Below are 26,272 nucleotides of genomic sequence, written 5' to 3'. Positions count from 1 at the left end.
TTTAAGCTTCATAATTATATAACAATTAGTTGCGAAAACGTTTTTGTGAATTATAATTGGCGTCAAAGCTTTCTCCAAATGACTTTTGCCGTAACAGATTTTCCGCCCTGTGTCGTGTTCACCACAATATATTCCAGTTCATTGTTTTTGTAATCATAAGATCGTTTTTGTTCCGTCTCTTCCCAATTTGGAAATGAAGCTGTTTCTATCTTAAAAAGAATGGTTTTCGAAAGACTATCAATTTCATATTTCCCAAAATGTGAATTGCTTCCTTGTACAATAGCAGCATTTTCTTCGGGCGTGCATTTGTTCTTATCGCCCGAAACCATTTTGGCTCTTTCATTCTTATAAATCTGAATGGCATAATTTCCTTTATTATCAAAAAACAATGTGCCTTTCGGATTCATTCCGTACGGAAATGTTTTTTCACCATCAGCATTTGTGTTTTCAACAGAAATCAATTTCCAGGAACCTAATAGTGTTTTTTCGACTTTTTGTGCAAAAGCAAAATGAGTAATTAATAGCAGTATTGCGATTATCTTTAGTTTTTTCATGGTAGAATATTTAATAGTTTACTTTGATAATTTCTCCGTTTATTGAACTTTCAACACTTTTTAAATAAGCATTGGTTAATTCTTGAATTGGAATGTCTGCAACTTTCGCCGGACTTATGGCGTTAATTCGAATTCCTCTTTCCAGTTCCAGAGATGCTGCAAGAACAAAACTGTTGATTCCGCCATTTACGATTGCTTTCGCCGAATTGTTTTTTACCGGTTTGTCTCCCATTTTTCCCGATGTTAAAGTGAAAGACCCATTTTCATTTAGAAATTTTTGTCCGATTAAAACGAGATTTATCTGCGCCAATAATTTGTTTTGAATTCCAATGTTTAATTTTTCTTCGTCAAGCGAAAGTAAATCTCCCGTGTAACAATCTCCAGCAACACAAATACAGGCGTCAATGTTTCCAATTTGCTCAAACAATTTCTCAATAGAATTTCTGTCGGCAATATTTACATTGTAATCTCCGCTCGTTCTTCCGGCGGAAATAATTTCATGATTTTTGGCAAATTCAGGTTTTAGTATTTTCCCAATTTCGCCATTTGCTCCAATTAAAAGTATTTTCATTTTTGTAGTTTTTAATTTGTTATCTAAGACAAAATTAGCGGGTTACCTTTCGTGGAAAATTGTACTAATTGGTACTAAAATTGTATTTTAGCACAATGACAAACAAAAACTTATATCTTCCTTTTGAAGTTGATGTTAGAGAACTTGAACAGTTTCCGAAAACAACGCGGAAGAATAATTTTTTTGAATTAATATATGTTGTCAGCGGAACAGGAATTCAGATTATCAACAATAATCAGTTTCATTATCAGGCAGGAAATTTATTTCTTGTTACGCCGCAAGACATACATTCGTTTGAAGTTTTAACGCCAACCAAATTCTTTTTTCTTCGTTTTAATGAATATTACATTAAAACAAATCCTCAAAACGGAATGCAGGAAACCGTGCAGCGTATGGAATATATTCTTCAAAATGCAAGTCATCGTCCCGGATGTATTTTGAAAAATCAAGTTGACAAACCATTGATCGCTTCACTTATTGAAAGTATAATAAATGAACAAACGAATCAGCAAATTTATCATCAAAAGATAACGGAACAAATTGTAAATGCTATTATTACAATTGTGGCGAGAAATATTGCTTTAAAATTGCCAAAGAATATTAAAGAAAGTACTGGCGAAACAGTGCTGGAAATACTGCATTATATTCAGGAAAATATTTATAATCCAAAGCAATTAAAAGCAAATCTCATTAGTGAACATTTTAATATTTCACTAAATTATCTCGGCAAGTATTTTAAGAAACAAACCGGAGAAACATTACACGATTATATTGCAAACTATAAATTAAGATTAATCGAAGCCCGACTTTTAAACAGTGATATGCGAATAAATGAAATTGCAGATGAACTCCATTTTTCTGACGAAAGTCATTTAAATAAAGTTTTCAGAAAACATAAAGGAATGAATCCTTCTGAGTTTAGGAAGAAGTTTTGTAAATGATTATTTTATTCTTTTTGCTTTTAAAGATGCAAGATGTTCTTTTGAATTGAAATTTTTAGCAATTCCACGTTTAAAACCTTCATTAATTGCTTTTTTAAGTGCGATTATTTCTTTTTTTTGTTTTGCCAAATTTAAACCATCGAAGAGATTCATTTATGATTCTTTTTTAGACAAAACTTTGTCCACTAAAGAAAACATCTTAGCTTTTTTTTCTTCTGAAATTTTGTTTGTTTTACTTGTAGATATAGCAGCATTGAATCTTTCTGATTCTTTACCTTTTACTACGGGAGTAATTTTAATTGTAGTTGCCATGAGTTTTTAAGTTTTAAAAAAAAATGTACAAATTCAGCTACAAATATATGCATTTTTATCTCTTGTTTTTTTATAAATTCCCAATACTATCCAATTCTCTTTTTAAAGGTTCCATTTGTTTTAAGAAACGAGTTTTGTCATTTCCTGTTAAAGATTCTCCCGTTGGAAGATTCAGTCGAAGCGCATCAACCTGAACTCCGTTTTTCCAGAAACGATAACAAACGTGTGGACCGGAAGCTAAACCTGTACTTCCAACCAATCCTATTTTTTGTCCTTGTGTAACACGTTGTCCGCGTTTTACTAAAATTCGCGACATGTGTAAATATTGAGTAGAGTAGGTGGCGTTGTGTTTTACTTTTACAAAGTTTCCGTTTCCTGCCGTATAACCAGTGGCTTCAACAACTCCTGATGCAGTTGTAGAAATTGGCGTTCCGGTTGGAGCAGCATAATCTGTTCCTTTGTGTGCTTTCCAGGTATGTTGCACCGGATGAAATCTGTTCATCGTAAATCGTGAAGTGATTCTGCTAAATTTGATTGGAGTTTTTAAGAAGAAGTTTTTCAGCGTTTTTCCTTCGTCATCATAATATTCTATTTTTCCTGAAAGTGTATCTTTTTCAAAAGGAAAAGCATAAATAATTTTTCCTTTATATTCAAAAAATGCAGCTTCAAGATCTTCAACGCCGTCATAATCTTTTCCGTTTATAAAACGTTCCGTGAAAATTAATCCGTAACGATCTCCTTTTTTTAGTTTAAAAAAGTCAATAGACCATGAAAATACTTTTGTAATTCTGTTGGCAAGAGCTGTTTCAACACTTTCGTTTCCTAAAGTTTCAGATAACGAACTTTTTAAAACACCGCCAATTATTTTACGTTTAAAAGTAACCGGTTTTACTTTTTTGTAAGCCTTTGCGATACTATCTCTAACATCAATAACATAATACGTTAAAGCATCAGGCTGATAAATAAAAACTTCTAAGTTGTTGGTTTTATTTTTAGATCGAAGAATTGTATACGGTTTGTTGTATCGAATTGTTCTAACATCAAAAGAATCTTTTACCTGCTCGACAATATCATACACTTTTTTGTCTCCAATATTCTGACTTTGAAAAATAGATCCAAATGAATCGCCTTTTTTAATAGTATCGTGAAGAACATTAAAGTCAGCGTAATTAAAACCAAATTCTACTTTTTTAGTTTTTGGTTTGCTAATTTTAGTTTCTACCTTTTCAGCGGTTTTATTACATGAAAATATTGAAAATAATACTATAATAATTACGAATGCTTTTTTCAAACTTTTAAATTTTTTGAGAAATTAAACAGTAGCTTCATTTCCCCAATTGGACAATTCTTCTTCGGTCCACAATTTAGGAAAAAAGATGCGTCTTTGAAATTTTGGATGCATATATTTTTGCCAGTCACTTCCACCTGTAGCTTCGCCATTGCCTTTTCCGCTTTCCAGTATGTATTTTCTTGCAGTATTAAGGTGCTGCATTACCCAGGTAATATTTACCGTTTCATCGTAATGGCGCATTGCCTTAATTAATTCAGGATTTTGCTGGTCTGTTTCTGGTAATTGAGTGAATTTTTGCCAGATATTTTTTGTCTTAAAAGATGACATTTGACGTAAAAACTGGTCTTTATATTTGTTTTCAAATTCCTGAAGCAAATATGATTTTTTTCCTGTTTGATAATCTTTTCCGGCAGCCTGCCAATACAAATGTTCAAAGCTGGTTTCAAGATCTGTGTTTTCATCAAAGTCTGCTTTGTATCTGCGGTCTGTTAAATTGATAACATCTGTCGATGCAAATTCAATTAATCGATATTGTGCACTTTGAAAACCACTTGCAGGAGTTAAAGTATTTCTGAATTTCATGTACTGATCAATCTCCATTCCGTTTTCCATGATACTGAATGAATTCGTAAGCATATCAAAATAACGGGTAATTCTTGATAATCTTTCGCCGAAAAAATCAACCTGAATATTTTGCGTTTCGGCAATTTGATCGATTTCCCATAAAATCATTTTAAAAATTAATTCGTTTACCTGATGATACATGATAAAAACCATTTCATCAGGAAGCGTTGTGCGTTGAATTTGTAGATTTAAAAGTGCATCAGTCTGAATATAATCCCAATAAGTAATTGGTTTTGACCAAAGTAAACCTTCAAGCTGAACATCTGTTTTTTGATTTATAGCTTGAAATTTAAGATCAATTTCTTTTAAAAGTGATTCAGAAGTATCTGTGGTATTCATTATTTTTTTACTTTAAATGGATTTTTTAATCCTTTGTATTCGTCAAGATCCGCTTTGAGCGATCCTACTGCAAGATCTGCTTTTATTCTAACCGGAACTTTGTTATTGTCGTCTGTAATCCAGAGTGTTAAGCTTTCTTTTTCCTTAAAAACTCTTCCTGTTTGTACCAATGGTTTAAAGACCATCGTAGAAACGGTTCCAAATTTAGTTGTAATATCCTGACGACCTATATATTTTAACTTAAATTTTGTGATTTCTTCATCAAAAAACATGTCGATAGAAATAGATTCTCCCGATTTTAATTTATCGATGTTGGGATGATTTCGCAAATAATAAAAAGACGAAACAATATCTTGTACATTATCAGTAAGTAGAATTGTTTTTTCTGTTTTTCGTTTGTAATCTTTTACTAATATTCTGTTTTCATCCTGATTAAAAATACCTTCCTGATTTTTGGTATAACCGCCTTCATCAATTTTTCGAACATAACGATAGGGTTCTCCGGATTGTTTGTCAAAATAGCTTTCGTATAAATCTTCAACTTTAAAGAAAAATTTAGACATTCCGGTTGTATATCCTTTACCTACAGCATGAAACACTTTTTTATTATTTATTGTAGCATCTTTAACTTCAAGTGTTGCATAACCGGCATTTACGATTCCGTAGTGAATTCTAAATTTAAAATATTCTCCTGTGTCGAAGGCGTCTTCTTTCTGGCTGTCGAAACTGAGAACGGTAAGGGCGAATATGATGAGGACTAATTTTTTCATAGTACAATATTTACATTTTTATATAAAGATAAATAAATGCAAATTCTATTCCAAATGTACCAAAACAAAAAAACTCAGTCAAAAATGACTGAGTTTTTATGCTATTAACTAACCAAAAAACTATAAATTATGAAATTTATATCAATTCGAAAGGAAACCACCCCTTTCTGATTTGCGAGTGCAAAGATAGATACAAAGTTCAAAAAACAAATAGCAAAAAGTAAGTTTAACATAACATTTGCATTAAAAGCATCGTTTTATAGCGAATTTTTCGATTTAATGTAAAAATAATGCGATTTTACAAAGTTCCTCTCAATTCTTGTTCTCTCTCAATCGACTCAAAAAGTGCTTTAAAGTTTCCTGCGCCGAATCCTTTTGCACCCATTCTTTGAATAATTTCGAAAAATAATGTTGGTCTGTCCTGAACAGGCTTTGTAAATATTTGTAATAAATAACCATCTTCATCGGCATCGACCATAATAGCTAGTTTCTCAATTTCGTTGATATCTTCTTTCATCATGCCCATATGAACACCTAATCTTTCAGGAATTGCCTGGTAATAAGTATGTGGTGGAGCAGATAAAAATTCAACACCACGTGCTTTCAGTTGCGAAACTGTTTTGATAATATCATCTGTTGCAATTGCAATATGCTGAATTCCGGGACCGCCGTAGAAATCCAAATATTCTTCAATTTGAGATTTTTTCTTTCCTTCTGCCGGTTCATTAATTGGAAATTTAATTCTTCCGTTTCCGTTAGACATTACTTTACTCATCAAAGCCGAATATTCTGTGGTAATTTGTTTGTCATCAAAAGAAAGGAAATTTACAAATCCCATAACTTCTTCATAGAATTTTACCCAGGTATTCATTTCGTTCCAACCCACATTTCCAACCATGTGATCGATATATTTTAATCCTGTTGGTTCGGGATTATAATCTGATTTCCATTCTTTATAACCTGGAAGGAAAACTCCGTTGTAATTTTTTCTTTCTACAAAAATGTGAACTGTTTCTCCGTAAGTATAAATTCCCGAACGAACTACTTCGCCAAATTCGTCACTTTCAACCGTTGGTTCCATAAAAGAACGTGCACCGCGTTTCATAGTTTCTTCATAAGCGCTTCTTGCATCTTCAACCCAAAGCGCTGCAACTTTTACACCGTCGCCATGTTTTTGAAGATGGGCGTGAATTGGTGAATCCTGCGTTAATGGCGTTGTTAAAACAATTCTGATTTTGTCTTGTTTCAAAACATAAGAAGCTTTGTCTCTAACTCCGGTTTCTAATCCTGCATAAGCTAATGACTGATATCCAAAAGCGGTTTTATAATAATGTGCAGATTGTTTTGCGTTTCCTACGTAGAATTCTACATAATCGGTTCCTAATAAAGGAAGGAAATCCTGTGCTCCTTCAAAGATTTTTTCTAGACCGTATTCTACTGATTTTACTTCTTTTGACATAATGTTTTAATTAGAAAATGTGTCAATTAGAAAATTAGATAATGTGCGTTGCGATAAAAAATTATCTCATTGACACATTTTCTAATTATCTAATTATTTCATTTTTGATGTTGATATTATTTTGTTTAAAATTTTTAAAATTTCTGAGAGATCATTTAATAAACGACTACACTTTGGATATTCGCTATGTGCATCGCATAAAAACAACCAATATTCTGTTTCGTCTGCTTCTTTAATTGCAATTTTTAATTTATGAATAAAATCTGCTTTGCTTTCTGCGTTTTGTGATTCTTTTGAATTTGCTCCAATTGATGTTCCACTTTTTAATAACTGATTTGCAATTACGAATTTCTTTTGATTTTGAAGTTCATTAGTGTAATCAATTATGTTTAATGCGAAATTGAATGTTTTTATTAAAAGAGCGTTGTCCTTATATTTTTCGTTAAAAGTCATTTTTTTAATTAGAGAATTAGAAAATTTGATAATGAGATAATTATTATGTTGTAGGTTTAAATTTACAAATTAATAAATGAAATCTGATTATAAATGTCGCATTAACTAATTTATGCGGTTTCAAGAAAATTCTCTAATTATCAAATTGGCACATTATCTAATTCTATGCGTTTTCGGAACATTATCTAATTTTCTAATTGACACATTATCTAATTATTATTCCGTCCAGGACTTATAGTATTGCCCATCATCTAATCCCATTGCTTCTTCTGTAACCATTAATGGATGAAAAGTATCAACCATAACAGCTAATTCCTGGGTTTCTTTATGACCAATACTGCGTTCCATGGCGCCTGGTGCGGGACCATGCGGAATTCCTTTTGGATGTAAAGTAATGTGACCCTGCTCGATATTATTACGGCTCATAAAATCGCCATCAACATAATACAAAACTTCGTCAGAATCTATATTGCTGTGATTGTATGGCGCCGGAATTGCTTTTGGATGATAATCGTAAAGTCTCGGGCAGAATGAACAAACGACAAAAGTAGCCGTTTCAAATGTTTGATGTACCGGTGGCGGTTGGTGAACACGCCCCGTTATAGGTTCGAAATTATGAATTGAAAATCCGTATGGGAAATTATATCCGTCCCAACCCACAACATCAAAAGGATGAGTTGCATAAACCACTTCGTGAATCATGCCTTCTTTTTTGATTTTAATTAAAAAATCACCTTTTTCGTCATGCGTTTCCAATTCATTTGGCAAAATAAAATCGCGTTCGCAAAATGGCGAATGTTCTAAATGCTGACCTGATTGGTTTTTATAACGTTTTGGAGTATAAAAAGGAGAATGAGATTCAACATAAAAAAGTCGGTTTTCTGTAGTCTCAAATTCTATTTGGTAAATAATGCCTCGTGGAATAATTAGGTAATCGCCATATTCAAATGGAATATTTCCAAGCATGGTTCTTAATTTTCCTTTTCCTTTATGGATGAAAAGCATTTCATCGGCATCGGCATTTTTGTAGAAATAATTTCTAAGTGATTCTTTTGGAGCAGCCAATCCAATGATGCAGTCTTTATTGACCAACAAAGCTTTGCGGCTGTCTAGAAAATCGTTTTCAGGCTTTAATTCAAAACCTTTAAAAAGTAATGATTTTATGTTTTTTCCGATTGCAATTTTTGGTTCAACGGAATAGGAATTTAAAATTTCCTTAACCTGAGTTGGTCTGTGAACATGATACGATAATGACGAATGTCCGTGAAAACCTTCTGTTCCAAACAATTGTTCGTAATAAAAACCTCCGTTCGGTTTTTCGAATTGTGTGTGTCTTTTTTGAGGAAATTCTCCAAGTTTATGATATAATGGCATGGCTTTTCAATTAGATAATTTGTAAATTAGATAATTCGAAAAAGGTGAATTGTTTGAACAGATAATCAGATCAATTTATTATTGACTAATCATCTCAATTCGATGGTTTCACTCAGGATTTCTCTTGATGAGGAATTGAAGATATTCTAATAAACCTGTCCATTTTGTTTTCATTATAACAAATGTCGTAATTTTTATTGATTTAAATTATAAATCATATCATTTATAACCGCAAATTAATCTAAAAAAAATGACATTACAACGATATAGTAACAAAATAATTCAATTTTTTATGAACTAAAATAAAAAAGCAGGATTTGTATTAAAACAAAAATCCGATACTAAACCAGGTAAAACTTTTTGACATTTCCGGCGACCATGAATGTTTAACTTCGATTGGTCCAATAATAGTTTCTAATCCGTAACCTATTGCATAACCGGAGTATTTAGGCATCGATAACCAATCTACGGTAGAAAAAATATCATCGCCCAAATTGGCATAATTAGCAGAAACATTCACGTGATTTTTTTTGAATATTTCATAATCAAGCGTCAAAGCAGTTTTGATGTAACTGTTTCCTGCGATACTTAAAAAATCGTATCCATAGAAATAATTAAAATTATTTATTTTGTTATAGCCGTATCCACCCAATATATAATCGAAAAACGGAACGCTGTCGCTGCCAATATTAAATCCGGCATCGGCTTCGATTTTAAAAGTAGCTTTTTTGAAAAGTCTGTCAACAAATGCAATTTCAGCTTTTGCTGTAGAAAAAGGTTTAAATTTTTGAGTGTAATCTGACGAAGCTAAATACGTTTGAACATCTGCAGAAAAATAAACTCCTGAATGCGGAAAGCTTTTGCTGTCTAAAGAATCGTATTTTAAATATCCAAAAACACTAAAGTAATTGCTTTTTTCAATGATATTATCTGCATTTGAAAGTGTTGGAGAATTTATTTTTAAATATTTGTATTCAAGTCCGCCGCCCATTAAAAACTTCTGTACAAAAATAGTTTGAAAATACGCCTGATTCGTAACATCCATAAAGTCAACATTAATTAGACTTCCCGGACTTTCGGTAATTAAACTGCTGAAACTATTGGTTACATTTCGATTAAACTGATTTAATCTTGAACGAAATCCAAAGCTGATATTAAAACCATTTTCAACATAATAATTCAAATCATATCTAAAATTATCTCCTAAAATAATATCTAATGAAGTAACATCATTTTTTAAGAATGTTTTTTTATGGGTTAGATTTAATAAAATCGCACTTTTATAAAGACCGTCATAATGCAAGCCCAGTTTTAAATACGTTTGGGTTGGATTTTCTTTTAATACCAAATCCAGATCGTCTTGTTCTCCTGCTGGCTGTAAACAATAAGAAATCGCGCTAAAGTTTTGCGTTGCATCAAGATTGTTCATTCCGGCTTTTAAATCATCGTATGTTATCGTGCTTCCCGGTTTAAAACGAAGTTTTCCGCGAATATATTCTTTGGTGTAATTATCTAATTTATCGCTGTTTATTTTATTGATTTCAATAGTATCAGAACTTACTTTTAGCTTTGGTTTTTTATAAAAAGTAGTTTCGTCTGTCAACGTTTTAATTTTTTCATAAACCGCAAAAGCTGCTTCTTCCCCTTTTCTGATAATTTCTTCTCCTTTATCAAATGAAATTACGCCATAATCACGAATGTCCGGTTTTATGTAAACATCCGTATCTTTTATTTTGTTTTTCATTTTGTCGATCGACTGTAGATTGGTGATTTGAACCAATATTCGCGTAGCATTTTTGAGGCTTTTACGATTCAGTAAATCATCCTGCACATCAACGCCAATGATAATATCTGCGCCAAGATCACGAACTTCTTTTATTGGATAATTATTGACAACGCCGCCATCAACCAATAATTTTCCGTCAATTTCAACCGGAGTAAACAGGGAAGGAAATGCTGCACTCGCCATCATTGCCTGAACAAGATTTCCTTTATTTAATAAAACTTCCTCGCCGGTTTCGATATTTGTTCCGATACACAAAAACGGAATTGGTAATTTATTAAAATCACGAACATGTCGTACATTTCTAGTCAGACTGCTCAATAAATTATAATTGTACATTCCTTTTGAAAGTGCCTCAGGAATTCCGACTCTGAATTTGCTAAACGGTAAAACGATGGCATATAATTCATCATTTTTTTTACCGTAAAAGTTTTTTGATGAACGTGGAATATAATCGTTTATCAATTCGTCAAAATTAGTTTTCTTAAAAATAGAATCAATTTGAGATGCATTATAACCAGAAGCATAAAGTCCGCCAATGATAGATCCCATACTGGTTCCGCCAATATAATCGATTTTTATTCCGGCTTCTTCAAGCACTTTTAAAACCCCAATATGTGCAAAACCTTTGGCACCGCCGCCGCTTAAAACCAAACCAATTTTGGGTCTTTTTACGCTGTCTTGTTTTTGTGCCTGAGAAAATGTTTGCTGCGAATTGAAAAACAGGATCGCCAAAAATGCCAACTGTATGCCCCAGATGGAAATGGAAAACTGCGAGTAGCAAAATGATATTTTTTCCTGCAAAAAAAGAGCGACTTTAGAAGCTCCTTTTCCTGAAGTAGAAAAAAATCGTTTTGATCGAGTATTTGAAATGGACAGCTGGATTAGGCACATAAGAAATAACTAGTTGGTTTTGTAAAAGTCGACAATTTTTTTGGCTTTTGATACTCCTACAACATCAGATATTTCTTTTTCGGTAGCCAATTTTAATCTTTTAACACTCTTGAAATGTTGTATTAACGTAAGCATGGTTTTTTCGCCAATTCCGGGAATACTTTCTACAGACGAATTAAGTGCTGCTTTGCTACGTTTATCACGATGAAATGTAATACCGAATCGGTGCGCTTCGTTTCGTAATTGCTGAATTACTTTTAAGGTTTCAGATTTTTTATCAAGATATAACGGAATCGAATCTCCGGGATAAAATAATTCTTCGAGACGTTTTGCAATTCCAATAATCGCAATTTTACCTCTTAAACCTAAATCATCAATACTTTTTAAGGCTGCAGATAATTGTCCTTTTCCACCATCAATAATAATTAATTGCGGAAGCGGTTCATTTTCATCCAGTAATCTTTTGTAACGGCGATACACAATTTCTGTCATCGAAGCAAAATCATCAGGACCTTCAACGGTTTTTACATTAAAATGGCGATAATCTTTTTTGCTCGCTTTTCCGTCTTTAAAAACCACGCAGGCAGCAACGGGATTTGTTCCCTGAATATTCGAGTTATCAAAACATTCAATATGACGCGGTTCAACAGGCAAACGCAAATCTTTTTGCATTTGCGCCATAATGCGATTTACATGTCGGTCAGGATCTACAATTTGCAATTGTTTCAGTTGCTCAATTCTGTAAAACTTAGCATTTCGAATCGATAAATCCAGAATTTGCTTTTTATCTCCCAACTGCGGAACGGTTGTTTTGATTTTTTCTCCCAAATCAATTTCAAACGGAACTATAACTTCTTTTGATAATAAATTAAAACGTTCGCGAAGTTCTACAATCGCAAGTTCCAATAATTCTTCATCAGTTTCATCCAGTTTTTTCTTGATTTCCATCGTGTGGGAACGAATAATCGATCCGTGCGAAATTTGTAAAAAGTTCACATAAGCCGCACTTTCATCGGATACAATCGAGAAAACATCAATATTGGTAATTTTCGGATTTACAATCGTAGACCTTGATTGGTAATTCTCAAGTATTTCTATTTTTTCCTTGATTTTTTGCGCTTCTTCAAAATGTAGATTCTGCGCATAATCATTCATTAAACGCTTAAAATCTTTCATGCTTTCCTTGAAATTTCCTTTCAGGATTTCGCGAATAGCATCGATTTGTCTTTGGTAATTTTCAAACGATTCATGACCTTCGCACGGACCTTTGCAATTGCCAATATGATATTCGAGGCAAACTTTAAATTTGCCCGAATTAATATTCGACTGACTTAAATCGTAATTGCAGGTTCGTAACGGATACAATTCTTTGATTAAATCTAAAATTGTATGTACCATTTTGAAATTGGTATACGGACCAAAATATTCTGAGCCGTCTTTAACCATTCTTCGGGTTAAAAATATTCTCGAAAAAGGTTCTTTTTTAATACAAATCCACGGATAACTTTTGTCATCGCGCAACAATACGTTATAACGCGGCTGAAGCGTTTTGATTAAATTGTTTTCTAATAAAAGAGCATCGGTTTCAGTAGGAACGACGATATGTTTGATGGTTACGATTTTTCGAACCAAAACATTCGTTTTTCTTGTATCGTGAATTTTATTGAAATAAGAAGAAACTCTTTTTTTTAGATTTTTGGCTTTGCCAACATACAATATTTTATCGTCTTTATCATAATATTGGTACACGCCGGGATTGTCCGGCAAGGTTTGTATTTGAAGTTCTAAAGACGGTTTTTGCATTCTGTTTTTTGTTTCTGGAGATGTCTGAAAAGCGTTCCAAAAACCATTCCGATTTTCATTTGAAGCTTTGCATTGATTTAGTTCCAAATTTACGAAATCAAAAGAATAATTTCTATATTTAGATTTTATAATTCATATGAAAAATAACAAGCCCATGATTATTTTTGGCGAACCGGTTTTGCCAGGAGAACATAAAACAATCAACGTTGAAATTGCCCGATTACACACGACTACAAAACTTAATATTCCTATTATTGTTCGTCGCTCAAAGCTTGATGGTCCTGTAGTTTTATTTTCGGCAGGAATTCACGGCGACGAAATAAACGGTGTCGAAATTGTGCGCCAGATTATCAGTAAAAAAATAAACCGGCCAATAAACGGTACTATTATTTGTATTCCGATTATTAATATTTATGGTTTTGTAAATAAATCCCGCGAATTTCCTGACGGACGTGATTTAAACCGCGTTTTTCCGGGAAGTAAAAAAGGATCTCTCGCAAGTCGTTTTGCGTTTCATATCGTAGCCGAAATTTTGCCAATAATTGATTACGCAGTTGATTTTCATGCCGGCGGTGCAAGTAGATTTAATGCGCCGCAAATCAGAATCACAGAAAATAATAAAGAATTGAAACTTCTTGCCGATATTTTTAATGCGCCATTTACGCTTTATTCTAAAAATATAAGCGGTTCTTTTAGAAACACATCTGAAAAAGCAAATGTAAAAATGCTGCTTTTTGAAGGAGGAAAATCATTAGACATTAATAATGTTATTGCAAATGAAGGCGTGATGGGAGTGAAGCGTTTGCTGAATTATCTTGGAATGCTTGATCCAAATCAAATTGTGGAAGAACCCGAAAGTCCTTCTATTTTTATTAAAAATTCAGTTTGGCTGCGCGCCAAATGTTCCGGTTTATTGCACGATTATAATTTGATTGGCAAGTTTGTAACCAAAGGAACAATTTTGGCGATCATTACAGATCCGTTTGGTAAATTCGAGCAAAAAGTAAAAGCACCGCACGAAGGATATGTAATTAATGCCAATCATTCGCCAATTGTGTATGAAGGCGACGCGATTTATCATATTTCTAAAAATAACCCAGACGAAGAAGATGCCGACGAATAAAAAAGAATTACGATTACATTATAAAAATCTTCGAAAAGAACTTTCGTCTGACGAAATTGAAGAAAAAAGTCTGGCTGTAGCCAATGAAGTACTGCAATTGCCTATTTGGGATAAAACCTATTATCATGTTTTTTTGCCAATAGAAGAACAAAAAGAGGTAAATACCGAATATGTTTTGCATTTACTTTCCGGAAAAGATAAGGAAATCGTGATCTCAAAAAGTGATTTTGAAACCAGAAAAATGTCACATTTTTTATTGACGGATAATACCAAAATCAAAAAAAACGAATATAATATTCCCGAACCAATAAATGGTTTGCCCGTTCCGTCAGAAACTATTGAGGTGGTTTTTGTACCGCTTTTGGCGTTTGATATTTTCGGAAATCGTATTGGTTACGGAAAAGGTTTTTACGATAAATTTCTGGCAGAATGCAAACCGGAAACCATCAAAATTGGACTTTCTTTCTTCGAAGCCGTAAATCAAATCGATGATGTCTTCGAATCAGATATAAAACTCGATTATTGCGTGACGCCTTTAAAAATCTACAGTTTTTAAAATTACTTCACTTCTTTAATAGTCAAAGCATCAATCCAGCCTTCAGTTCCGTCAGTTAATTCGATTTTTTTCCATTGCCCTAAAGTTTCAGTAACGTAAACTTTTGCTCCTTCATGCAATAAGAAAATGGCTGTTCCTGCTTTTTGCGGTTCACTTCGAACTTCGCTAACTTCTGCAAAAACAATTGCCGGACGATCATTATCATAATGATCTTTTTCAGCCATTCCGGCTCCAACGCTTAAAAGTAAAGCCAGAAGAAGAACGAACATTCCAATGAAATAAATTCTTTTTACAAGAGTAAGCTGTGAAAAATAATAACCTATAAAACTCAATAAAAACGCAAAAGCAATTCCAACAGAAATCATTGCCCAGGTATTGTAATTAAAAATACCGGTAAAATTCTGAATCAGTTTTGCAAAACCTACTTTCGGAACTTCTTTGATTTCGTCTATCGTTAGTTTTTTGGCAAATTTTAAATTGTTTAAAGTCTCGGCATCGTGGGGTTTTAAAACCAATGCTTTTTCATAATTATAAATTGAAGGAGCAACTTTATTTAGTTTATAATAAGAATTTGCCAAATTAAAATACAATTCAGCCGATTGCTGTTTATCTTCTTTGATAACGTTTTCATATTCCTGAACCGCTTCCTGATATTGCCCTTTTTGATATAAAGCATTCCCTTTTTCAAAGCCGCTTTGAGCAAAGAAAACCTGAGAGATTAATAAAAAGAGATATAATATATTTTTCATTTTATTTTCTTTAAACGATCTGTTTTTCTAATTCTGAAATAATCAAAACAGCTTTATCATAATCCTGCTGAATCGAAGCGCTCGAAGCCGGAGCATAACGTGCAAATTCGCAGTTTTCTGTCAAAGCAATAAAACTCTGAACCGATTCCGGATTTGCATTTCTTGACAATAATAATTCGCGAATATTGTCTTTGCTCATTTCTGAAGTTTCAATATGCAATTTGGCTTTCAGGAAATTATGCATGGCTTTTTCAAGCGCAATATAAAATGGCTCTTTGTTATTAAGCTGTTTCTTGGCTTCAGATAAATACTTCTTAGCCAGTTTATTGTTCATCTTAATTCTGTTTCCGGTCACATCGCTGTCAATTGCTTCTTTTTTCTTCTTAGCCAAGATGATAATCGGCAAAATCACGAAAGGAAGGAACAATAAAGTATAATATAAATTGGAGCCGTAAAAGTCATCTTTAGCAATAGAAACTAAAGTTGTTTTTGGTTTTATATATTTAAATTGTTCTGTTTTCGAAATAACATTTTTAGACGCACTTGCTGTTGCATTTGCTTCTGCCTGCATTGGCCCGTCAAGAACATCGATCATAATTTCCTGAGAAGTTATGGTTTTATAAGAACCTGTACTCAAATCGAAATACGAAAACTGCATTGGTTTAATCGCATATTTTCCTTTGTACTGCGGAATAATCGTGTATTTATCTGAGATTTTCCCTGACATTCCAGACAATGAAGTGGTTACTTTTTCGTCATGAACAGGATCGTACATTTCAAGCGCATTTGGTACAACCGGTTTTGGCAAAGTAAACAATTTCATGTTTCCTGCTCCGGCAGCACTCACAATTAAATCAAGGCTTTCGCCACTTTTTAAGCTAGTTTTTGATGGCGTTACCGTAAAATTAAATTTACCAACGGCACCGCTAAAACCTTCCGGTTTGCTTGCTTCCGGTAAAGGTCTTACATTAATAGTTTTCGCTCCTGCCGAAACAATTTTGTTATCATCAGATAAAATCATTTGCCCAAACATATCGCGGCGATTTGTTGGTAATTGAACTCCAATATCCAACGAAAGTGGTTCAATCGTTAATCGACCTGATTTTTGAGGATATAAAATAGTTTTTTTCAAGACTACAAAATAACATCTCTGTCCCTGATAACTTCCTTCTTCAATAGCCAATTGTTTAATGTCTATATTCTGATTCCAGAAATCATTGTATTTTGGTTTTGCCAGTTCTTTAAAACCGGTAACCCCGATATTGTTGAAATATAATTTATAAACAACGGTAATTGGTTCATTTAAATACGGGCTTGTTTTAGAAATTTCGGCAACAAGATTTAAAGTTTCGCTTCCTGAACCCTGTGGTCTGTCGTTCGGGTCTCTTTCTTCGGCAACAGCATTTGTAATAACGATTTTTATAGGCGATGTTTTGTAGATCTGACCATTAAATTCAATCGATGCCTGTTTAATCGTCACCGTACCTTTTTGAGCAGGCTGTAGAATATAAGAGTAAATTTTTTGAAAAGAACTTCTGCCGTTTATCCACGACTGACTTACTTGCTGGCTTGGACCGGCAACAATTCTAAAGCCGTCAAACGCAGGTTTCTCAAAGTTATCGCCATCAACATTCATGATAAAGTCAATACGAAGTCTTTCGTTAAGTCCAAGCGTGTTTTTGCTTACTTTGGCTTCAAATTGAACTTGAGCCATAAGCCCCTGAAAAGTGAATAGTAATAGAATTAAATATCTTTTCATTAATTGTTTAATCGTTTTTTTTGAGTTTAATCGTTTAATTGTTAATACGTTTAATCGTTTTTTTTACCGATTTATTGTTTAATCGTAATTAACAGTTAAACAAATCAACGATTAAACGATTCAACCTTATTTTACCAGTCTTTTTCTGTTTTTCTAGGATTTCCTTTTACTTTTTGAGCGTTTACTTTGTCCTGAATTTTCTTTTCTTCATTATTCACGGCATCTAACAAATTCTGAACACGATCTTTTGAAATTCCGCCCGGCTGTGGTTTTGGTTCTCCGTTGTTGTCTGATTTATCATCTTTCTTCGGATCATTTTTACCATCTTTTTTATCCTTGTCCTTATCGCCTTTATCGTCTTTCTTGTCTTTATCCTTATCCTTATCCTTGTTTTTGTCTTTATCCTTGTCCTTATCTTTATTTTTATCCTTGTCTTTGTCTTTATTCTTGTCCTTATTTTTATCGTTTTTCGGAGGATTTTCTTTTAGCTTTTGTTTGGCGTAAGCATAATTATAACGCGTTTCATCATCTGTTGGGTCGTTACGCAAAGCTTGTTTGTAAGCTTCAACCGCTTGCGTATAATCTTTCTCTTTCATGAAAACATTTCCTAAATTGTGATAGGCTTTATGTTTATCAGGTCTGTTTTTTGCGTTTTTAATTGCTTTGGCATAAGCCAATTTAGCTTCCGAAGCCTGATTTTGTCTGTAAATCGTATTTCCTAAATTATAAGAAGCAACACCGCGTTTTGCAAATTTTGATTCCGAAATTCTATAATTTGCCTCAGCATCAACAAATTTATTCTGCTTATATTCTTCATTCCCTTCAGGCAACGTTTTATCTTTCTCCTGAGCCGAAACCGCCAGAGAAAAAGTTAGTAAAATATAAAGAAGTAAATTTTTCATTCTAATTTTTTTGTTTTTTTTGTTTGCCACGAATTATATAATTTCTTTTTAGTGTAATTAGCGGCTAACTTTATTATTTCTTTTCGTTAAATAAATTCAACTCTTTTATCCAGTTTGTTTTTCTTTCCAAAAGGAAAATATCTATAAATAATAATAAGAAAGCAAAACCAAGAAACCACTGAAATTGCGATTGAAAATCGGCCATTTGAGTCGCTTCAAACTCTGTTTTCTGAATATTATTCAAGGCATTTTTTATGTATTCTAAAACCTCTTTGGTATTTCCGCCATAAACATAACCGCCTTTTGTTGCTTTTGCAATCGTTTTTAATCCTTCCTGATTCAGTTTTGTAATAACCGTTTCTCCGTTTTGATCCTTTTGATATGCTTTTACGATTCCATTTTCTTTTAACGGAATTGTTCCTCCTTTTTCAGTTCCAATACCAATTGTAATGATTTTCATTCCCAATTTATTGGCTTCTTCTGCCGCAGCCGAAGCTCCTTCAGAATGATCTTCTCCGTCAGAAATCAAAATCAATAACTTACTCGTTTTGCTTTTTTCATCAAAATAAGTCGATGATAATCGGATTGCTTCATCAAGCGAAGTTCCCTGAGACGAAACCATATCTGGCGTCATACTTTGCAGGAACATTTTGGCAACACTGTAATCGGATGTAATTGGTAAAACCGGAAACGCACTTCCGGCATAAGCCACAATACCTATTCTGTCGCTTCCAAGATTATTGATGATTTGCGAAACCAATTGTTTACTTTTCTCTAAACGACTTGGCGCCACATCTTCGGCAAGCATACTTTTCGAAACGTCGACAGCAAAAACGATATCAATACCTTCACGTTTTACCGTTTCCATTTTTGTTCCAATCTTCGGATTTACCAAACCGATAATTAAACACGCAAGTGCCAAAAGCAAAACGGATAATTTTAAGATAGGTTTAAAAACAGAGCTTTCAGGGCTTAGTTTTTTCACCATTTCCAAATCACCAAATTCACGTTGTTTTTTTCTTTTCCAATATAAATTGAAAAGGAAAATGCACACCACAATTGGCAGTAAGAATAAAAGGTATAAATATTTTTTTTCGTCTAATTCCATTTTTTAATTCTAGGTTTCAGTCGCAGTTTTCAGTCGTAGTTTTCAGCTGTAAACTGTAAACCGTGACTGCGACTAAAATTTATATAAAGCTTCTGTAAACCGTATTTCTTAAACCAACTTCTAACAATAACAAAAATGCTGCGAGTAAAACAAAAGCTCTGTATTTTTCGTCGTAATCGTAAAATTTTAATTCCTGAATTTCAGTTGTTTCTAATTTATTTATTGATTTATAAATCTCAGCTAATCTGTCGTTACTTGTTGCTCTAAAATACGTTCCGTCTGTTTTACGGGCAATACTTTTCATTAATTGCTCGTCGATTTCTACTTTTTGCATTTTGAATAAAAATCCGCCATTTGGTGCGTATGCATAAGGAGAAGAAGCCATTCCGTTACTTCCAAGCCCAATTGTATACACTTTTATTCCGTATTGTTTTGCGATATCAGCAGCCGTTTCCGGTTCGATAAAACCTGCATTATTGACACCATCGGTTAACAAAATAATAACCCTGCTTTTTGCTTTGCTATTTTTAAGTCTGTTCACAGCCGTTGCCAGTCCCATTCCAATTCCCGTTCCGTCCTGTAAAAGATTATCGTATTTAATTTCCTTTATTGCTTCCAGAATAATTGGTTTATCGCTGGTAACCGGCGTTTTTGTATAGGCTTCAGATGCGTATAAAACCAACCCAATTCTGTCATTTGGTCTTTCTTCAACAAAATCGGCAGCAACTCTTTTTAAAGCTTCCATACGGTTTGGCTTTAAATCTTTGGCAAGCATACTTCCCGAAACGTCAATTGCCATAACAATATCAATTCCTTTAGTTGTTTTAGTCTGATTGCTGATATCTACAGTTCTTGGTCTTGCCAAAGCAATAATCAGCGAACATAAAGCAATAACCCTAAAAACATACAAACAAGGTTTTAGTTTTGTCCAAAACGACTCGCTGTTTTTAAAACCCTGTGTTGAACTCATTTTTAACGTAGCCGATTGCTGGTTGCGTTTCCAGAAAAACCAGGCAATTGCAATTGGAATTAAAAGAAACAACCAAAAAAATTCCGGATTTAAAAAAGTTATTTTGCTCATTAGTTACTTGCTTTTCTAAGTTCAACAGAATTTAAAATTCGGGTTGCAATATCATTTCCGTATGTGTCGCCTTCTTCATGCAAAATCATAATTTGTTGTAATCCCTGATCTTGTTTGAATAATAAAATTTCATAATATGCTTTAGTGCTGGTTTTATCAACCGGATTTAAAATAGACATTGTTCCGTATCCTTTTAATCCCTGAACCCCTTCATTGGTTTGAAAATCTTCTTGTTTTACAATGATATTTTGTCCGCCCTGAGCTTCAATAATTTTTAAGTTTCCTTCTAAAGTTTTCGCTAAATCAAGATCTACCGGATTTTTGAATTTGCTTGTCGAAACGGTAATGTAAAAATTGTCAATTATGCTTCCGTAGGTAAAAATCTGCATTTCTTTAATTAGCGCCATTGCTTCTTTCGGAAGTACTTTTTGAGCATCCATACGTTTTAAGACCTTTGGAGTTTCAATTAAAACACCCGGATTTCCGTATTCACTTTTTACCCATTCACCTTCCAATAATTCTTTGGTTGGATGTCCGATAACATTATCTTTTACGTAGTTGAAACCTTTGGTAACAATAAAAAAAGTTGTGGTTGCAGCCAGTAAAAAAACAACGGTTCCAACAGCAATTGCAATACGTTTGTTGCGTTTTTTCAGTAATTGCTGTTTAATTTGTTTTTGTCTTTGTGCTTCATTCAATAACTGATCTTCTTCTTCGGCAGGAACTTCTGTTGGAATTGCATTATCCAGCGTTAAAATTACTTTCTGAATTTTATTTCTATCATCGGTAATTTCAAAATCAAGCGGTTTAGATTTTGCGAATTTCACTAAATCGGCCTGACGTAAAACGCGTTCTAAATTCTCAACGGTTTCTGGAGTTAAAGTCATCTTCTTTTTTGTAGAAGCCAATCGTATTGCCTGAATCAATTCAGAAGTTGTGCTTTCCATTGCCGGAATATGAATTGCTTCTTCAATATAATTTCGGGCAATATCCGTTAATTCACTATAATATTCCTTTATTTCACCTTTTTGAACAAGTTCTTTTTGCTCTAAGTTGTTTAATAAGCTTGTTGCTTTTTCAATAGGTGTTTTATAAACTTCTTCTTCAATTTTTTTCTGCTGACGTTTTTTTACAAACCAATATACAAAAGCGCCAATTGCAATAATAACAAGTACAATTAAAACATAAATCCACCAATCGCCAATACCACTGTCAACAGTTGTAATATCTTTAATATCGTACATTTTTTGCTGTAAAGTGTCTACTTTTATATTGGCAACTTCAACACGAATAGAATCTGATAAGAAAGGTTTTTTGTCAATTAGAATCTTAATGCTCGGAATTGTATATTTTCCTGAATCAAATTGTGTTAAACCATATTTTTTAATAAGTTCATACGTATCATTTTTCTTTACTGTGTCTATTGGATATGACTCGATAACTTCAAGCGGACCAATATTTTTTAGTTTAGGAAAAACAACTTTCGATTTTGAACTTACTACCGTTTTAAGTGTTAACTTAAATTCGGTTCCAATTTTATTTCTTGTAGTATCAATGCTCGTCTCTACTTGTTTTTGCTGGGCAAAAATAGCGGAGGAAAGTAAAAATAAAAATATGTAAAACTTTAATTTCATTATGATTTTTTTGATTTCAGATTTTATTCTAAAACGAATGCTTAAATTGAAACGCGGATGACGCAGATTTAAGCAGATTTTTATTTGTGTGTAATGCAGAAATATAAATTATTCAATTTCAAAAAATCTAAAATCTAAAATCTGCAATCTAAAATTGTACTTTATCTTGACTTGAAATATCCCAATAACTTAGTTACGTAATTTTCGTCGACTCTTGTGTTTACAACTCCGGCGCCAGATTTACTAAAAATATCTTTGAAATAATTGACTCTTTCCTGATAATGTTTTTCGTAATTCATTCGCACTGTTTTTGAACCCGTATTTACCAGCTGAATTTTTCCTGTTTCGGCATCCAGCATATTGACCATTCCTAAATTTGGGATTTTTTCTTCACGAATGTCATAAACCCGAACACCTGTAATGTCGTGTTTTTTAGAAGCAATTTTTAAAGTCTGCTCGTAATTTTCAGACATGAAATCGGAAATAACAAAAACGATCGCTTTCTTTTTTTGAGTTCCTGATAGAAATTTTAAGGCAGCTGCAAGATCTGTTTTATTGCTTTTTGGTTCAAATTCGATCAATTCACGAATGATTCTTAAAACATGCGAACGCCCTTTTTTTGGTGGAATATACAATTCAACATTATCAGAAAATAATATCAAACCAATCTTATCATTATTTTGTGTAGCTGAAAAAGCCATCGTTGCCGCAATTTCGGTGACGATGTCTTTTTTAAACTGACTTTTTGAACCAAAACCTTCAGAGCCCGAAATATCCACCATTAACATCATGGTTAATTCGCGTTCTTCTTCAAAAACTTTTACGTGGGCTTCGTTATAACGTGCGGTTACATTCCAATCGATGTTACGAATATCATCGCCATATTGGTATTGACGCACTTCGCTAAAAGTCATCCCGCGTCCTTTAAATGAAGAATGGTACTCTCCCGAAAAGATATGATTGCTCAGTCTTTTGGTTTTGATTTCTATTTTCCGTACTTTTTTTAAAAGCTCTTTTGTATCCATTTTTCGGATTGCAGATTTTAGATTTTTAGATTTTAGATTATTTTTCAGATTGCTAATTTTAAATCTAAAATCAGCAATCTAAAATCTAAAATTTTTTAAGGTACTTCAATCTCGTTTACGATTTTGTTGATAATGTCTACAGAAGTTATGTTTTCGGCTTCAGCCTCATACGTTATCCCAACTCTGTGACGTAAAACATCATGTACAACGGCACGAACATCTTCCGGAATTACATAACCACGACGTTTGATAAAAGCGTAACATTTTGCCGCATTGGCTAAATTGATACTTCCACGTGGCGATGCTCCAAAACTAATAAGAGGTTTTAAGTCGGCAAGTTTGTACTTCTCCGGATAACGAGTAGCAAAGATGATATCTAAGATATATTTTTCGATTTTTTCATCCATATAAACTTCACGAACAGCTTCTTGCGCACGCAAAATTTGTTCTACAGAAACTACAGGATTTACTTTTTCGTAACTTCCTTTTAAGTTTTGACGAATTACAAAACGCTCTTCATCAATTTTTGGGTAGTCGATTACGGTTTTTAACATGAAACGGTCAACCTGCGCTTCCGGAAGTTGGTATGTTCCTTCTTGCTCAACAGGGTTTTGAGTTGCAAGTACTAAAAACGGACGATCTAGCTTGAAAGTGGTATCGCCAATAGTAACTTGTTTTTCCTGCATCGCCTCTAAAAGTGCTGATTGTACTTTGGCAGGAGCACGGTTAATTTCATCGGCAAGGACGAAGTTAGCAAAGATTGGTCCTTTTTTAATAGAGAATTCGTTTGCTTTAATGTTGTAAATCATCGTTCCAACAACGTCGGCTGGTAATAAATCAGGAGTAAACTGGATACGGCTGAAAGAACCTTGCACTGCCTGAGACAACGTATTTATCGCTAAAGTTTTAGCCAATCCCGGAACACCCTCTAACAAAATGTGCCCTTGTCCTAAAAGCCCGATTAATAAACGCTCGACCATGTGTTTCTGGCCCACAATAACTTTGTTCATTTCCATTGTAAGAAGGTCTATAAAAGCACTTTCTCTTTCAATTTTTTCATTTATCGCTCTAATGTCTAAAGTCGTTGTATTTTCTTCCATATAAATATTTTTAAAACCTTTTTTAAAACGCTGATTTTTATGTCTAACTTTTGAGAGTGCAAATTGAATATTTTTTGAGAAGTAAGATGTTAAAGAATGGTTAAAACTTCGACCAAAGACCTAATTTTAAGGACGAATTGTGAATCTATTTTTATATTTTTAAGAACTTTGGTCAATATGTTTTAGAAAAGCATATTTATTACCAAAAATAACGCAATAAAACCATGAGCAAAACAACATTATCGCCTATAATTTCGGGCACTATGAATTGGGGAGTATGGGATAAAAACCTTACAACTAAAGAAATGGAAAACATGATACAAATTAGTATCGAAAACAAAATTACCACTTTTGATCACGCCGATATTTACGGATCTTATACCACAGAAGCAGATTTTGGAAAAGCATTTCACGCAAGTAAAATTTCGAGAGAAAAATTACAGTTAATTACCAAATGCGGCATTCAGATGATAGCTGAAAAACGTCCCGAAAACAAAATCAAACACTACGATTATTCTAAAGATTATATCATTTGGTCTGTTGAAGAATCTTTAAAGAAATTGAAAACAGATTACGTTGATGTTTTTTTATTACACAGACCAAGTCCGTTAATGCAGGCCGATGAAATTGCTGAAGCGGTTGAAAAATTAAAATCAGAAGGAAAAATTATCGATTTCGGACTTTCGAATTTTACCAGTTCACAGACCGAATTAATTCGTCAGAAAACAGAAGTAAGTTACAATCAGGTGCAATTTTCAGCAACACATTATGAAGCAATGGTTGATGGAAGTTTGGATTATATGCAAACACACGGAATTCGTCCGTTGTCATGGAATCCACTTGGAACTGTTTTTAGAGAAGATACCAAAAAAACACGCCGTTTGAAAAAATTATTGGCCGATTTGGTTCAGAAATATAGCTTTGGTTCGGATACACTTTTATTAGCCTGGATTTTAAAACATCCTGCAGGAGTTATTCCAATTGCCGGAACAGTTAATGTTGCCAGAATTCAATCATTGATGAAAGCTGTTGAATTAAAAATGGATAAAGAAGACTGGTTTGCAATCTGGACAGAAAGTATGGGAGATGACGTGCCTTAATGCAGCCGCAGTTTTTTTAAGTATTCAGTTAAAAATATTTGCCACAGATTAAAATGATTAAATGATTAAAATGATTTTTTTTATCTCCGTAATCTGCTAAATCTGCGAGAGTAATTTTTTCACGCAGATTTAGCAGATTTTTATCAGTGAAAATCCTTTAATCTGTGGCAAAATAAAAAAAAATAAAAATATCATAATGAAAAAAACAGTTTTAATTACTGGTGCCACAAGCGGAATTGGAAAAGCAACCGCACAAATAATGGCAAAAAGCAACTATAAAATTATCCTTTGCGGAAGACGTAAAGAACGTTTAGAGGAACTTGAAAAAGATCTTTCAGCTTTTACAGAAGTACATTCTTTGTCTTTTGATGTTCGTGATAAAGAAGCTGTTTTTGAAAGTATCAGTTCATTACCGGCAGCATTTTCAGAAATTGACGTTTTAATTAATAATGCCGGAAATGCGCATGGTTTAGATCCAATTCAAACGGGGGATTTAGACGATTGGGATGCGATGATTGACATTAATGTAAAAGGACTTTTGTATATTTCAAAAGCCGTGATTCCGCAAATGACAGCGAGAAAATCAGGACATATAATTAATATTGGTTCAACTGCTGCAAAAGAAGTGTATCCGAACGGGAATGTATATTGCGGAACAAAACATGCTGTTGACGCGATTACTGCTGGAATGCGAATAGATTTGAATCCGTTTGGAATTCGCGTAGGCGCAATTCATCCCGGAATGGTGGAAACTGAATTTAGCGAAGTACGTTTTAAAGGCGATGCAGAAAGAGCTTCGAATGTATACAAAGGATTTGATCCGCTGCAGGCAGAAGATATTGCAGATATTATTCATTTTGTGGTTTCAAGACCATATCACGTTAATATTGCCGATTTAATGGTTATGAGTACAGCGCAAGCGTCATCAACTATTGTTAAAAGAGATTAACTTGATTTTAGATTTCTT

The 26,272-nt window shown here is 33.4% G+C and carries 25 protein-coding genes; 5 read left to right on the top strand and 20 right to left on the bottom strand.

What is annotated here, in order from left to right; genetic code table 11:
• Positions 1-62 precede the first annotated feature (62 nt).
• Together OLM54_RS15220 and OLM54_RS15215 are read right to left on the bottom strand one after the other, a co-directional pair.
• A complete protein-coding gene (locus OLM54_RS15220) occupies positions 63-554 on the bottom strand; it encodes a lipocalin-like domain-containing protein (protein WP_264535424.1) in 492 nt (163 codons plus the stop codon).
• Positions 555-564: 10 nt separating this feature from the next.
• Positions 565-1,125: a short chain dehydrogenase gene (locus OLM54_RS15215; RefSeq protein WP_264535423.1), complete on the bottom strand. Its 561-nt coding sequence runs from the start codon at positions 1,123-1,125 to the stop codon at positions 565-567.
• A gap of 95 nt (positions 1,126-1,220) precedes the next feature.
• On the opposite strand from OLM54_RS15215, the gene OLM54_RS15210 reads away from it, so the two are divergent.
• Complete coding sequence (locus tag OLM54_RS15210; protein ID WP_264535422.1) at positions 1,221-2,066, top strand: AraC family transcriptional regulator; 846 nt, start codon at positions 1,221-1,223, stop codon at positions 2,064-2,066.
• On the opposite strand, the gene OLM54_RS15205 is transcribed toward OLM54_RS15210, so the two are convergent.
• From OLM54_RS15205 to uvrC, 10 genes are all read right to left on the bottom strand, one after another.
• The gene (locus tag OLM54_RS15205) at positions 2,067-2,219 is read right to left on the bottom strand and encodes a hypothetical protein (RefSeq protein ID WP_264535421.1); all 153 of its coding nucleotides are present in this window, start codon (positions 2,217-2,219) and stop codon (positions 2,067-2,069) included.
• Positions 2,220-2,378 carry a hypothetical protein gene (locus OLM54_RS15200; RefSeq protein WP_264535420.1) on the bottom strand — a complete coding sequence of 53 codons (159 nt, stop codon included), beginning with the start codon at positions 2,376-2,378 and terminating at the stop codon, positions 2,220-2,222.
• A gap of 70 nt (positions 2,379-2,448) precedes the next feature.
• The gene (locus OLM54_RS15195) at positions 2,449-3,669 is read right to left on the bottom strand and encodes a M23 family metallopeptidase (RefSeq protein ID WP_264535419.1); all 1,221 of its coding nucleotides are present in this window, start codon (positions 3,667-3,669) and stop codon (positions 2,449-2,451) included.
• Between the two features lie 21 nt (positions 3,670-3,690).
• Positions 3,691-4,632 carry a tryptophan 2,3-dioxygenase family protein gene (locus tag OLM54_RS15190; RefSeq protein ID WP_264535418.1) on the bottom strand — a complete coding sequence of 314 codons (942 nt, stop codon included), beginning with the start codon at positions 4,630-4,632 and terminating at the stop codon, positions 3,691-3,693.
• Complete coding sequence (locus OLM54_RS15185; protein WP_264535417.1) at positions 4,632-5,402, bottom strand: DUF3108 domain-containing protein; 771 nt, start codon at positions 5,400-5,402, stop codon at positions 4,632-4,634. The genes OLM54_RS15190 and OLM54_RS15185 overlap by 1 nt, the downstream gene beginning before the upstream one ends.
• A 298-nt stretch (positions 5,403-5,700) precedes the next feature.
• On the bottom strand, positions 5,701-6,861 hold the full coding sequence (gene hppD, locus OLM54_RS15180; RefSeq protein WP_264535416.1) for a 4-hydroxyphenylpyruvate dioxygenase: 1,161 nt from the start codon (positions 6,859-6,861) through the stop codon (positions 5,701-5,703).
• 93 nt (positions 6,862-6,954) lie between these two features.
• Positions 6,955-7,314 carry a four helix bundle protein gene (locus OLM54_RS15175; protein ID WP_264535415.1) on the bottom strand — a complete coding sequence of 120 codons (360 nt, stop codon included), beginning with the start codon at positions 7,312-7,314 and terminating at the stop codon, positions 6,955-6,957.
• 216 nt (positions 7,315-7,530) lie between these two features.
• On the bottom strand, positions 7,531-8,688 hold the full coding sequence (locus tag OLM54_RS15170) for a homogentisate 1,2-dioxygenase (RefSeq protein WP_264535414.1): 1,158 nt from the start codon (positions 8,686-8,688) through the stop codon (positions 7,531-7,533).
• A gap of 322 nt (positions 8,689-9,010) precedes the next feature.
• A complete protein-coding gene (locus OLM54_RS15165; RefSeq protein WP_413614454.1) occupies positions 9,011-11,365 on the bottom strand; it encodes a patatin-like phospholipase family protein in 2,355 nt (784 codons plus the stop codon).
• A 9-nt stretch (positions 11,366-11,374) separates the two neighbouring features.
• Positions 11,375-13,168, bottom strand: a complete 1,794-nt coding sequence (uvrC, locus tag OLM54_RS15160) for an excinuclease ABC subunit UvrC (protein WP_264535413.1) — start codon at positions 13,166-13,168, stop codon at positions 11,375-11,377.
• Positions 13,169-13,304: 136 nt separating this feature from the next.
• Here uvrC and OLM54_RS15155 point away from each other — a divergent pair, with 136 nt between their 5' ends.
• The gene (locus tag OLM54_RS15155; RefSeq protein WP_264535412.1) at positions 13,305-14,291 is read left to right on the top strand and encodes a succinylglutamate desuccinylase/aspartoacylase family protein; all 987 of its coding nucleotides are present in this window, start codon (positions 13,305-13,307) and stop codon (positions 14,289-14,291) included.
• Positions 14,278-14,847, top strand: coding sequence for a 5-formyltetrahydrofolate cyclo-ligase (locus OLM54_RS15150; protein ID WP_264535411.1), 570 nt, complete (start codon positions 14,278-14,280; stop codon positions 14,845-14,847). Before OLM54_RS15155 ends, OLM54_RS15150 begins: the two co-directional genes overlap by 14 nt.
• Positions 14,848-14,849: 2 nt before the next feature.
• Here OLM54_RS15150 and OLM54_RS15145 read toward each other — a convergent pair whose 3' ends face one another.
• From OLM54_RS15145 to OLM54_RS15110, 8 genes are all read right to left on the bottom strand, one after another.
• Positions 14,850-15,596: a tetratricopeptide repeat protein gene (locus OLM54_RS15145; RefSeq protein WP_264535410.1), complete on the bottom strand. Its 747-nt coding sequence runs from the start codon at positions 15,594-15,596 to the stop codon at positions 14,850-14,852.
• A 10-nt stretch (positions 15,597-15,606) separates the two neighbouring features.
• The gene (locus tag OLM54_RS15140) at positions 15,607-17,355 is read right to left on the bottom strand and encodes a BatD family protein (protein WP_264535409.1); all 1,749 of its coding nucleotides are present in this window, start codon (positions 17,353-17,355) and stop codon (positions 15,607-15,609) included.
• Between the two features lie 131 nt (positions 17,356-17,486).
• Positions 17,487-18,257: a tetratricopeptide repeat protein gene (locus OLM54_RS15135; RefSeq protein ID WP_264535408.1), complete on the bottom strand. Its 771-nt coding sequence runs from the start codon at positions 18,255-18,257 to the stop codon at positions 17,487-17,489.
• A gap of 73 nt (positions 18,258-18,330) precedes the next feature.
• Positions 18,331-19,365, bottom strand: coding sequence for a VWA domain-containing protein (locus tag OLM54_RS15130; RefSeq protein WP_264535407.1), 1,035 nt, complete (start codon positions 19,363-19,365; stop codon positions 18,331-18,333).
• 79 nt (positions 19,366-19,444) lie between these two features.
• The gene (locus tag OLM54_RS15125; RefSeq protein WP_264535406.1) at positions 19,445-20,446 is read right to left on the bottom strand and encodes a vWA domain-containing protein; all 1,002 of its coding nucleotides are present in this window, start codon (positions 20,444-20,446) and stop codon (positions 19,445-19,447) included.
• Positions 20,446-22,080 carry a hypothetical protein gene (locus OLM54_RS15120; RefSeq protein ID WP_264535405.1) on the bottom strand — a complete coding sequence of 545 codons (1,635 nt, stop codon included), beginning with the start codon at positions 22,078-22,080 and terminating at the stop codon, positions 20,446-20,448. Before OLM54_RS15120 ends, OLM54_RS15125 begins: the two co-directional genes overlap by 1 nt.
• Positions 22,081-22,241: 161 nt before the next feature.
• On the bottom strand, positions 22,242-23,105 hold the full coding sequence (locus tag OLM54_RS15115) for a DUF58 domain-containing protein (protein WP_264535404.1): 864 nt from the start codon (positions 23,103-23,105) through the stop codon (positions 22,242-22,244).
• Positions 23,106-23,200: 95 nt separating this feature from the next.
• Positions 23,201-24,205 carry an AAA family ATPase gene (locus OLM54_RS15110; RefSeq protein ID WP_007807095.1) on the bottom strand — a complete coding sequence of 335 codons (1,005 nt, stop codon included), beginning with the start codon at positions 24,203-24,205 and terminating at the stop codon, positions 23,201-23,203.
• A 224-nt stretch (positions 24,206-24,429) separates the two neighbouring features.
• On the opposite strand from OLM54_RS15110, the gene OLM54_RS15105 reads away from it, so the two are divergent.
• Together OLM54_RS15105 and OLM54_RS15100 are read left to right on the top strand one after the other, a co-directional pair.
• Positions 24,430-25,305 carry an aldo/keto reductase gene (locus OLM54_RS15105; RefSeq protein ID WP_264535403.1) on the top strand — a complete coding sequence of 292 codons (876 nt, stop codon included), beginning with the start codon at positions 24,430-24,432 and terminating at the stop codon, positions 25,303-25,305.
• A 196-nt stretch (positions 25,306-25,501) separates the two neighbouring features.
• Positions 25,502-26,254, top strand: a complete 753-nt coding sequence (locus OLM54_RS15100; RefSeq protein ID WP_264535402.1) for an SDR family NAD(P)-dependent oxidoreductase — start codon at positions 25,502-25,504, stop codon at positions 26,252-26,254.
• Positions 26,255-26,272 lie beyond the last annotated feature (18 nt).

The sequence above is a fragment of the Flavobacterium sp. N1736 genome, from assembly GCF_025947065.1.
Lineage (GTDB): Bacteria > Bacteroidota > Bacteroidia > Flavobacteriales > Flavobacteriaceae > Flavobacterium.
The sequence above is the reverse complement of the archived record's forward strand: the minus strand, read 5'-3'. Positions and strand labels throughout refer to the sequence as shown.

What these genes read in the sequence shown, in the direction of transcription:
- OLM54_RS15120 (WP_264535405.1), bottom strand. Translation starts at nt 22,080, where the DNA reads ATGAAATTAAAGTTTTACATATTTTTATTTTTACTTTCCTCCGCTATT.
- hppD (WP_264535416.1), bottom strand. Translation starts at nt 6,861, where the DNA reads ATGTCAAAAGAAGTAAAATCAGTAGAATACGGTCTAGAAAAAATCTTT.
- OLM54_RS15155 (WP_264535412.1), top strand. Translation starts at nt 13,305, where the DNA reads ATGAAAAATAACAAGCCCATGATTATTTTTGGCGAACCGGTTTTGCCA.
- OLM54_RS15220 (WP_264535424.1), bottom strand. Translation starts at nt 554, where the DNA reads ATGAAAAAACTAAAGATAATCGCAATACTGCTATTAATTACTCATTTT.
- OLM54_RS15175 (WP_264535415.1), bottom strand. Translation starts at nt 7,314, where the DNA reads ATGACTTTTAACGAAAAATATAAGGACAACGCTCTTTTAATAAAAACA.
- OLM54_RS15205 (WP_264535421.1), bottom strand. Translation starts at nt 2,219, where the DNA reads ATGAATCTCTTCGATGGTTTAAATTTGGCAAAACAAAAAAAAGAAATA.
- OLM54_RS15115 (WP_264535404.1), bottom strand. Translation starts at nt 23,105, where the DNA reads ATGGATACAAAAGAGCTTTTAAAAAAAGTACGGAAAATAGAAATCAAA.
- OLM54_RS15185 (WP_264535417.1), bottom strand. Translation starts at nt 5,402, where the DNA reads ATGAAAAAATTAGTCCTCATCATATTCGCCCTTACCGTTCTCAGTTTC.
- OLM54_RS15200 (WP_264535420.1), bottom strand. Translation starts at nt 2,378, where the DNA reads ATGGCAACTACAATTAAAATTACTCCCGTAGTAAAAGGTAAAGAATCA.
- OLM54_RS15100 (WP_264535402.1), top strand. Translation starts at nt 25,502, where the DNA reads ATGAAAAAAACAGTTTTAATTACTGGTGCCACAAGCGGAATTGGAAAA.
- OLM54_RS15130 (WP_264535407.1), bottom strand. Translation starts at nt 19,365, where the DNA reads ATGGAATTAGACGAAAAAAAATATTTATACCTTTTATTCTTACTGCCA.
- OLM54_RS15105 (WP_264535403.1), top strand. Translation starts at nt 24,430, where the DNA reads ATGAGCAAAACAACATTATCGCCTATAATTTCGGGCACTATGAATTGG.
- OLM54_RS15190 (WP_264535418.1), bottom strand. Translation starts at nt 4,632, where the DNA reads ATGAATACCACAGATACTTCTGAATCACTTTTAAAAGAAATTGATCTT.
- OLM54_RS15145 (WP_264535410.1), bottom strand. Translation starts at nt 15,596, where the DNA reads ATGAAAAATATATTATATCTCTTTTTATTAATCTCTCAGGTTTTCTTT.
- OLM54_RS15210 (WP_264535422.1), top strand. Translation starts at nt 1,221, where the DNA reads ATGACAAACAAAAACTTATATCTTCCTTTTGAAGTTGATGTTAGAGAA.
- OLM54_RS15135 (WP_264535408.1), bottom strand. Translation starts at nt 18,257, where the DNA reads ATGAAAAATTTACTTCTTTATATTTTACTAACTTTTTCTCTGGCGGTT.
- OLM54_RS15170 (WP_264535414.1), bottom strand. Translation starts at nt 8,688, where the DNA reads ATGCCATTATATCATAAACTTGGAGAATTTCCTCAAAAAAGACACACA.
- uvrC (WP_264535413.1), bottom strand. Translation starts at nt 13,168, where the DNA reads ATGCAAAAACCGTCTTTAGAACTTCAAATACAAACCTTGCCGGACAAT.
- OLM54_RS15165 (WP_413614454.1), bottom strand. Translation starts at nt 11,365, where the DNA reads ATGTGCCTAATCCAGCTGTCCATTTCAAATACTCGATCAAAACGATTT.
- OLM54_RS15150 (WP_264535411.1), top strand. Translation starts at nt 14,278, where the DNA reads ATGCCGACGAATAAAAAAGAATTACGATTACATTATAAAAATCTTCGA.
- OLM54_RS15215 (WP_264535423.1), bottom strand. Translation starts at nt 1,125, where the DNA reads ATGAAAATACTTTTAATTGGAGCAAATGGCGAAATTGGGAAAATACTA.
- OLM54_RS15125 (WP_264535406.1), bottom strand. Translation starts at nt 20,446, where the DNA reads ATGAGCAAAATAACTTTTTTAAATCCGGAATTTTTTTGGTTGTTTCTT.
- OLM54_RS15110 (WP_007807095.1), bottom strand. Translation starts at nt 24,205, where the DNA reads ATGGAAGAAAATACAACGACTTTAGACATTAGAGCGATAAATGAAAAA.
- OLM54_RS15140 (WP_264535409.1), bottom strand. Translation starts at nt 17,355, where the DNA reads ATGAAAAGATATTTAATTCTATTACTATTCACTTTTCAGGGGCTTATG.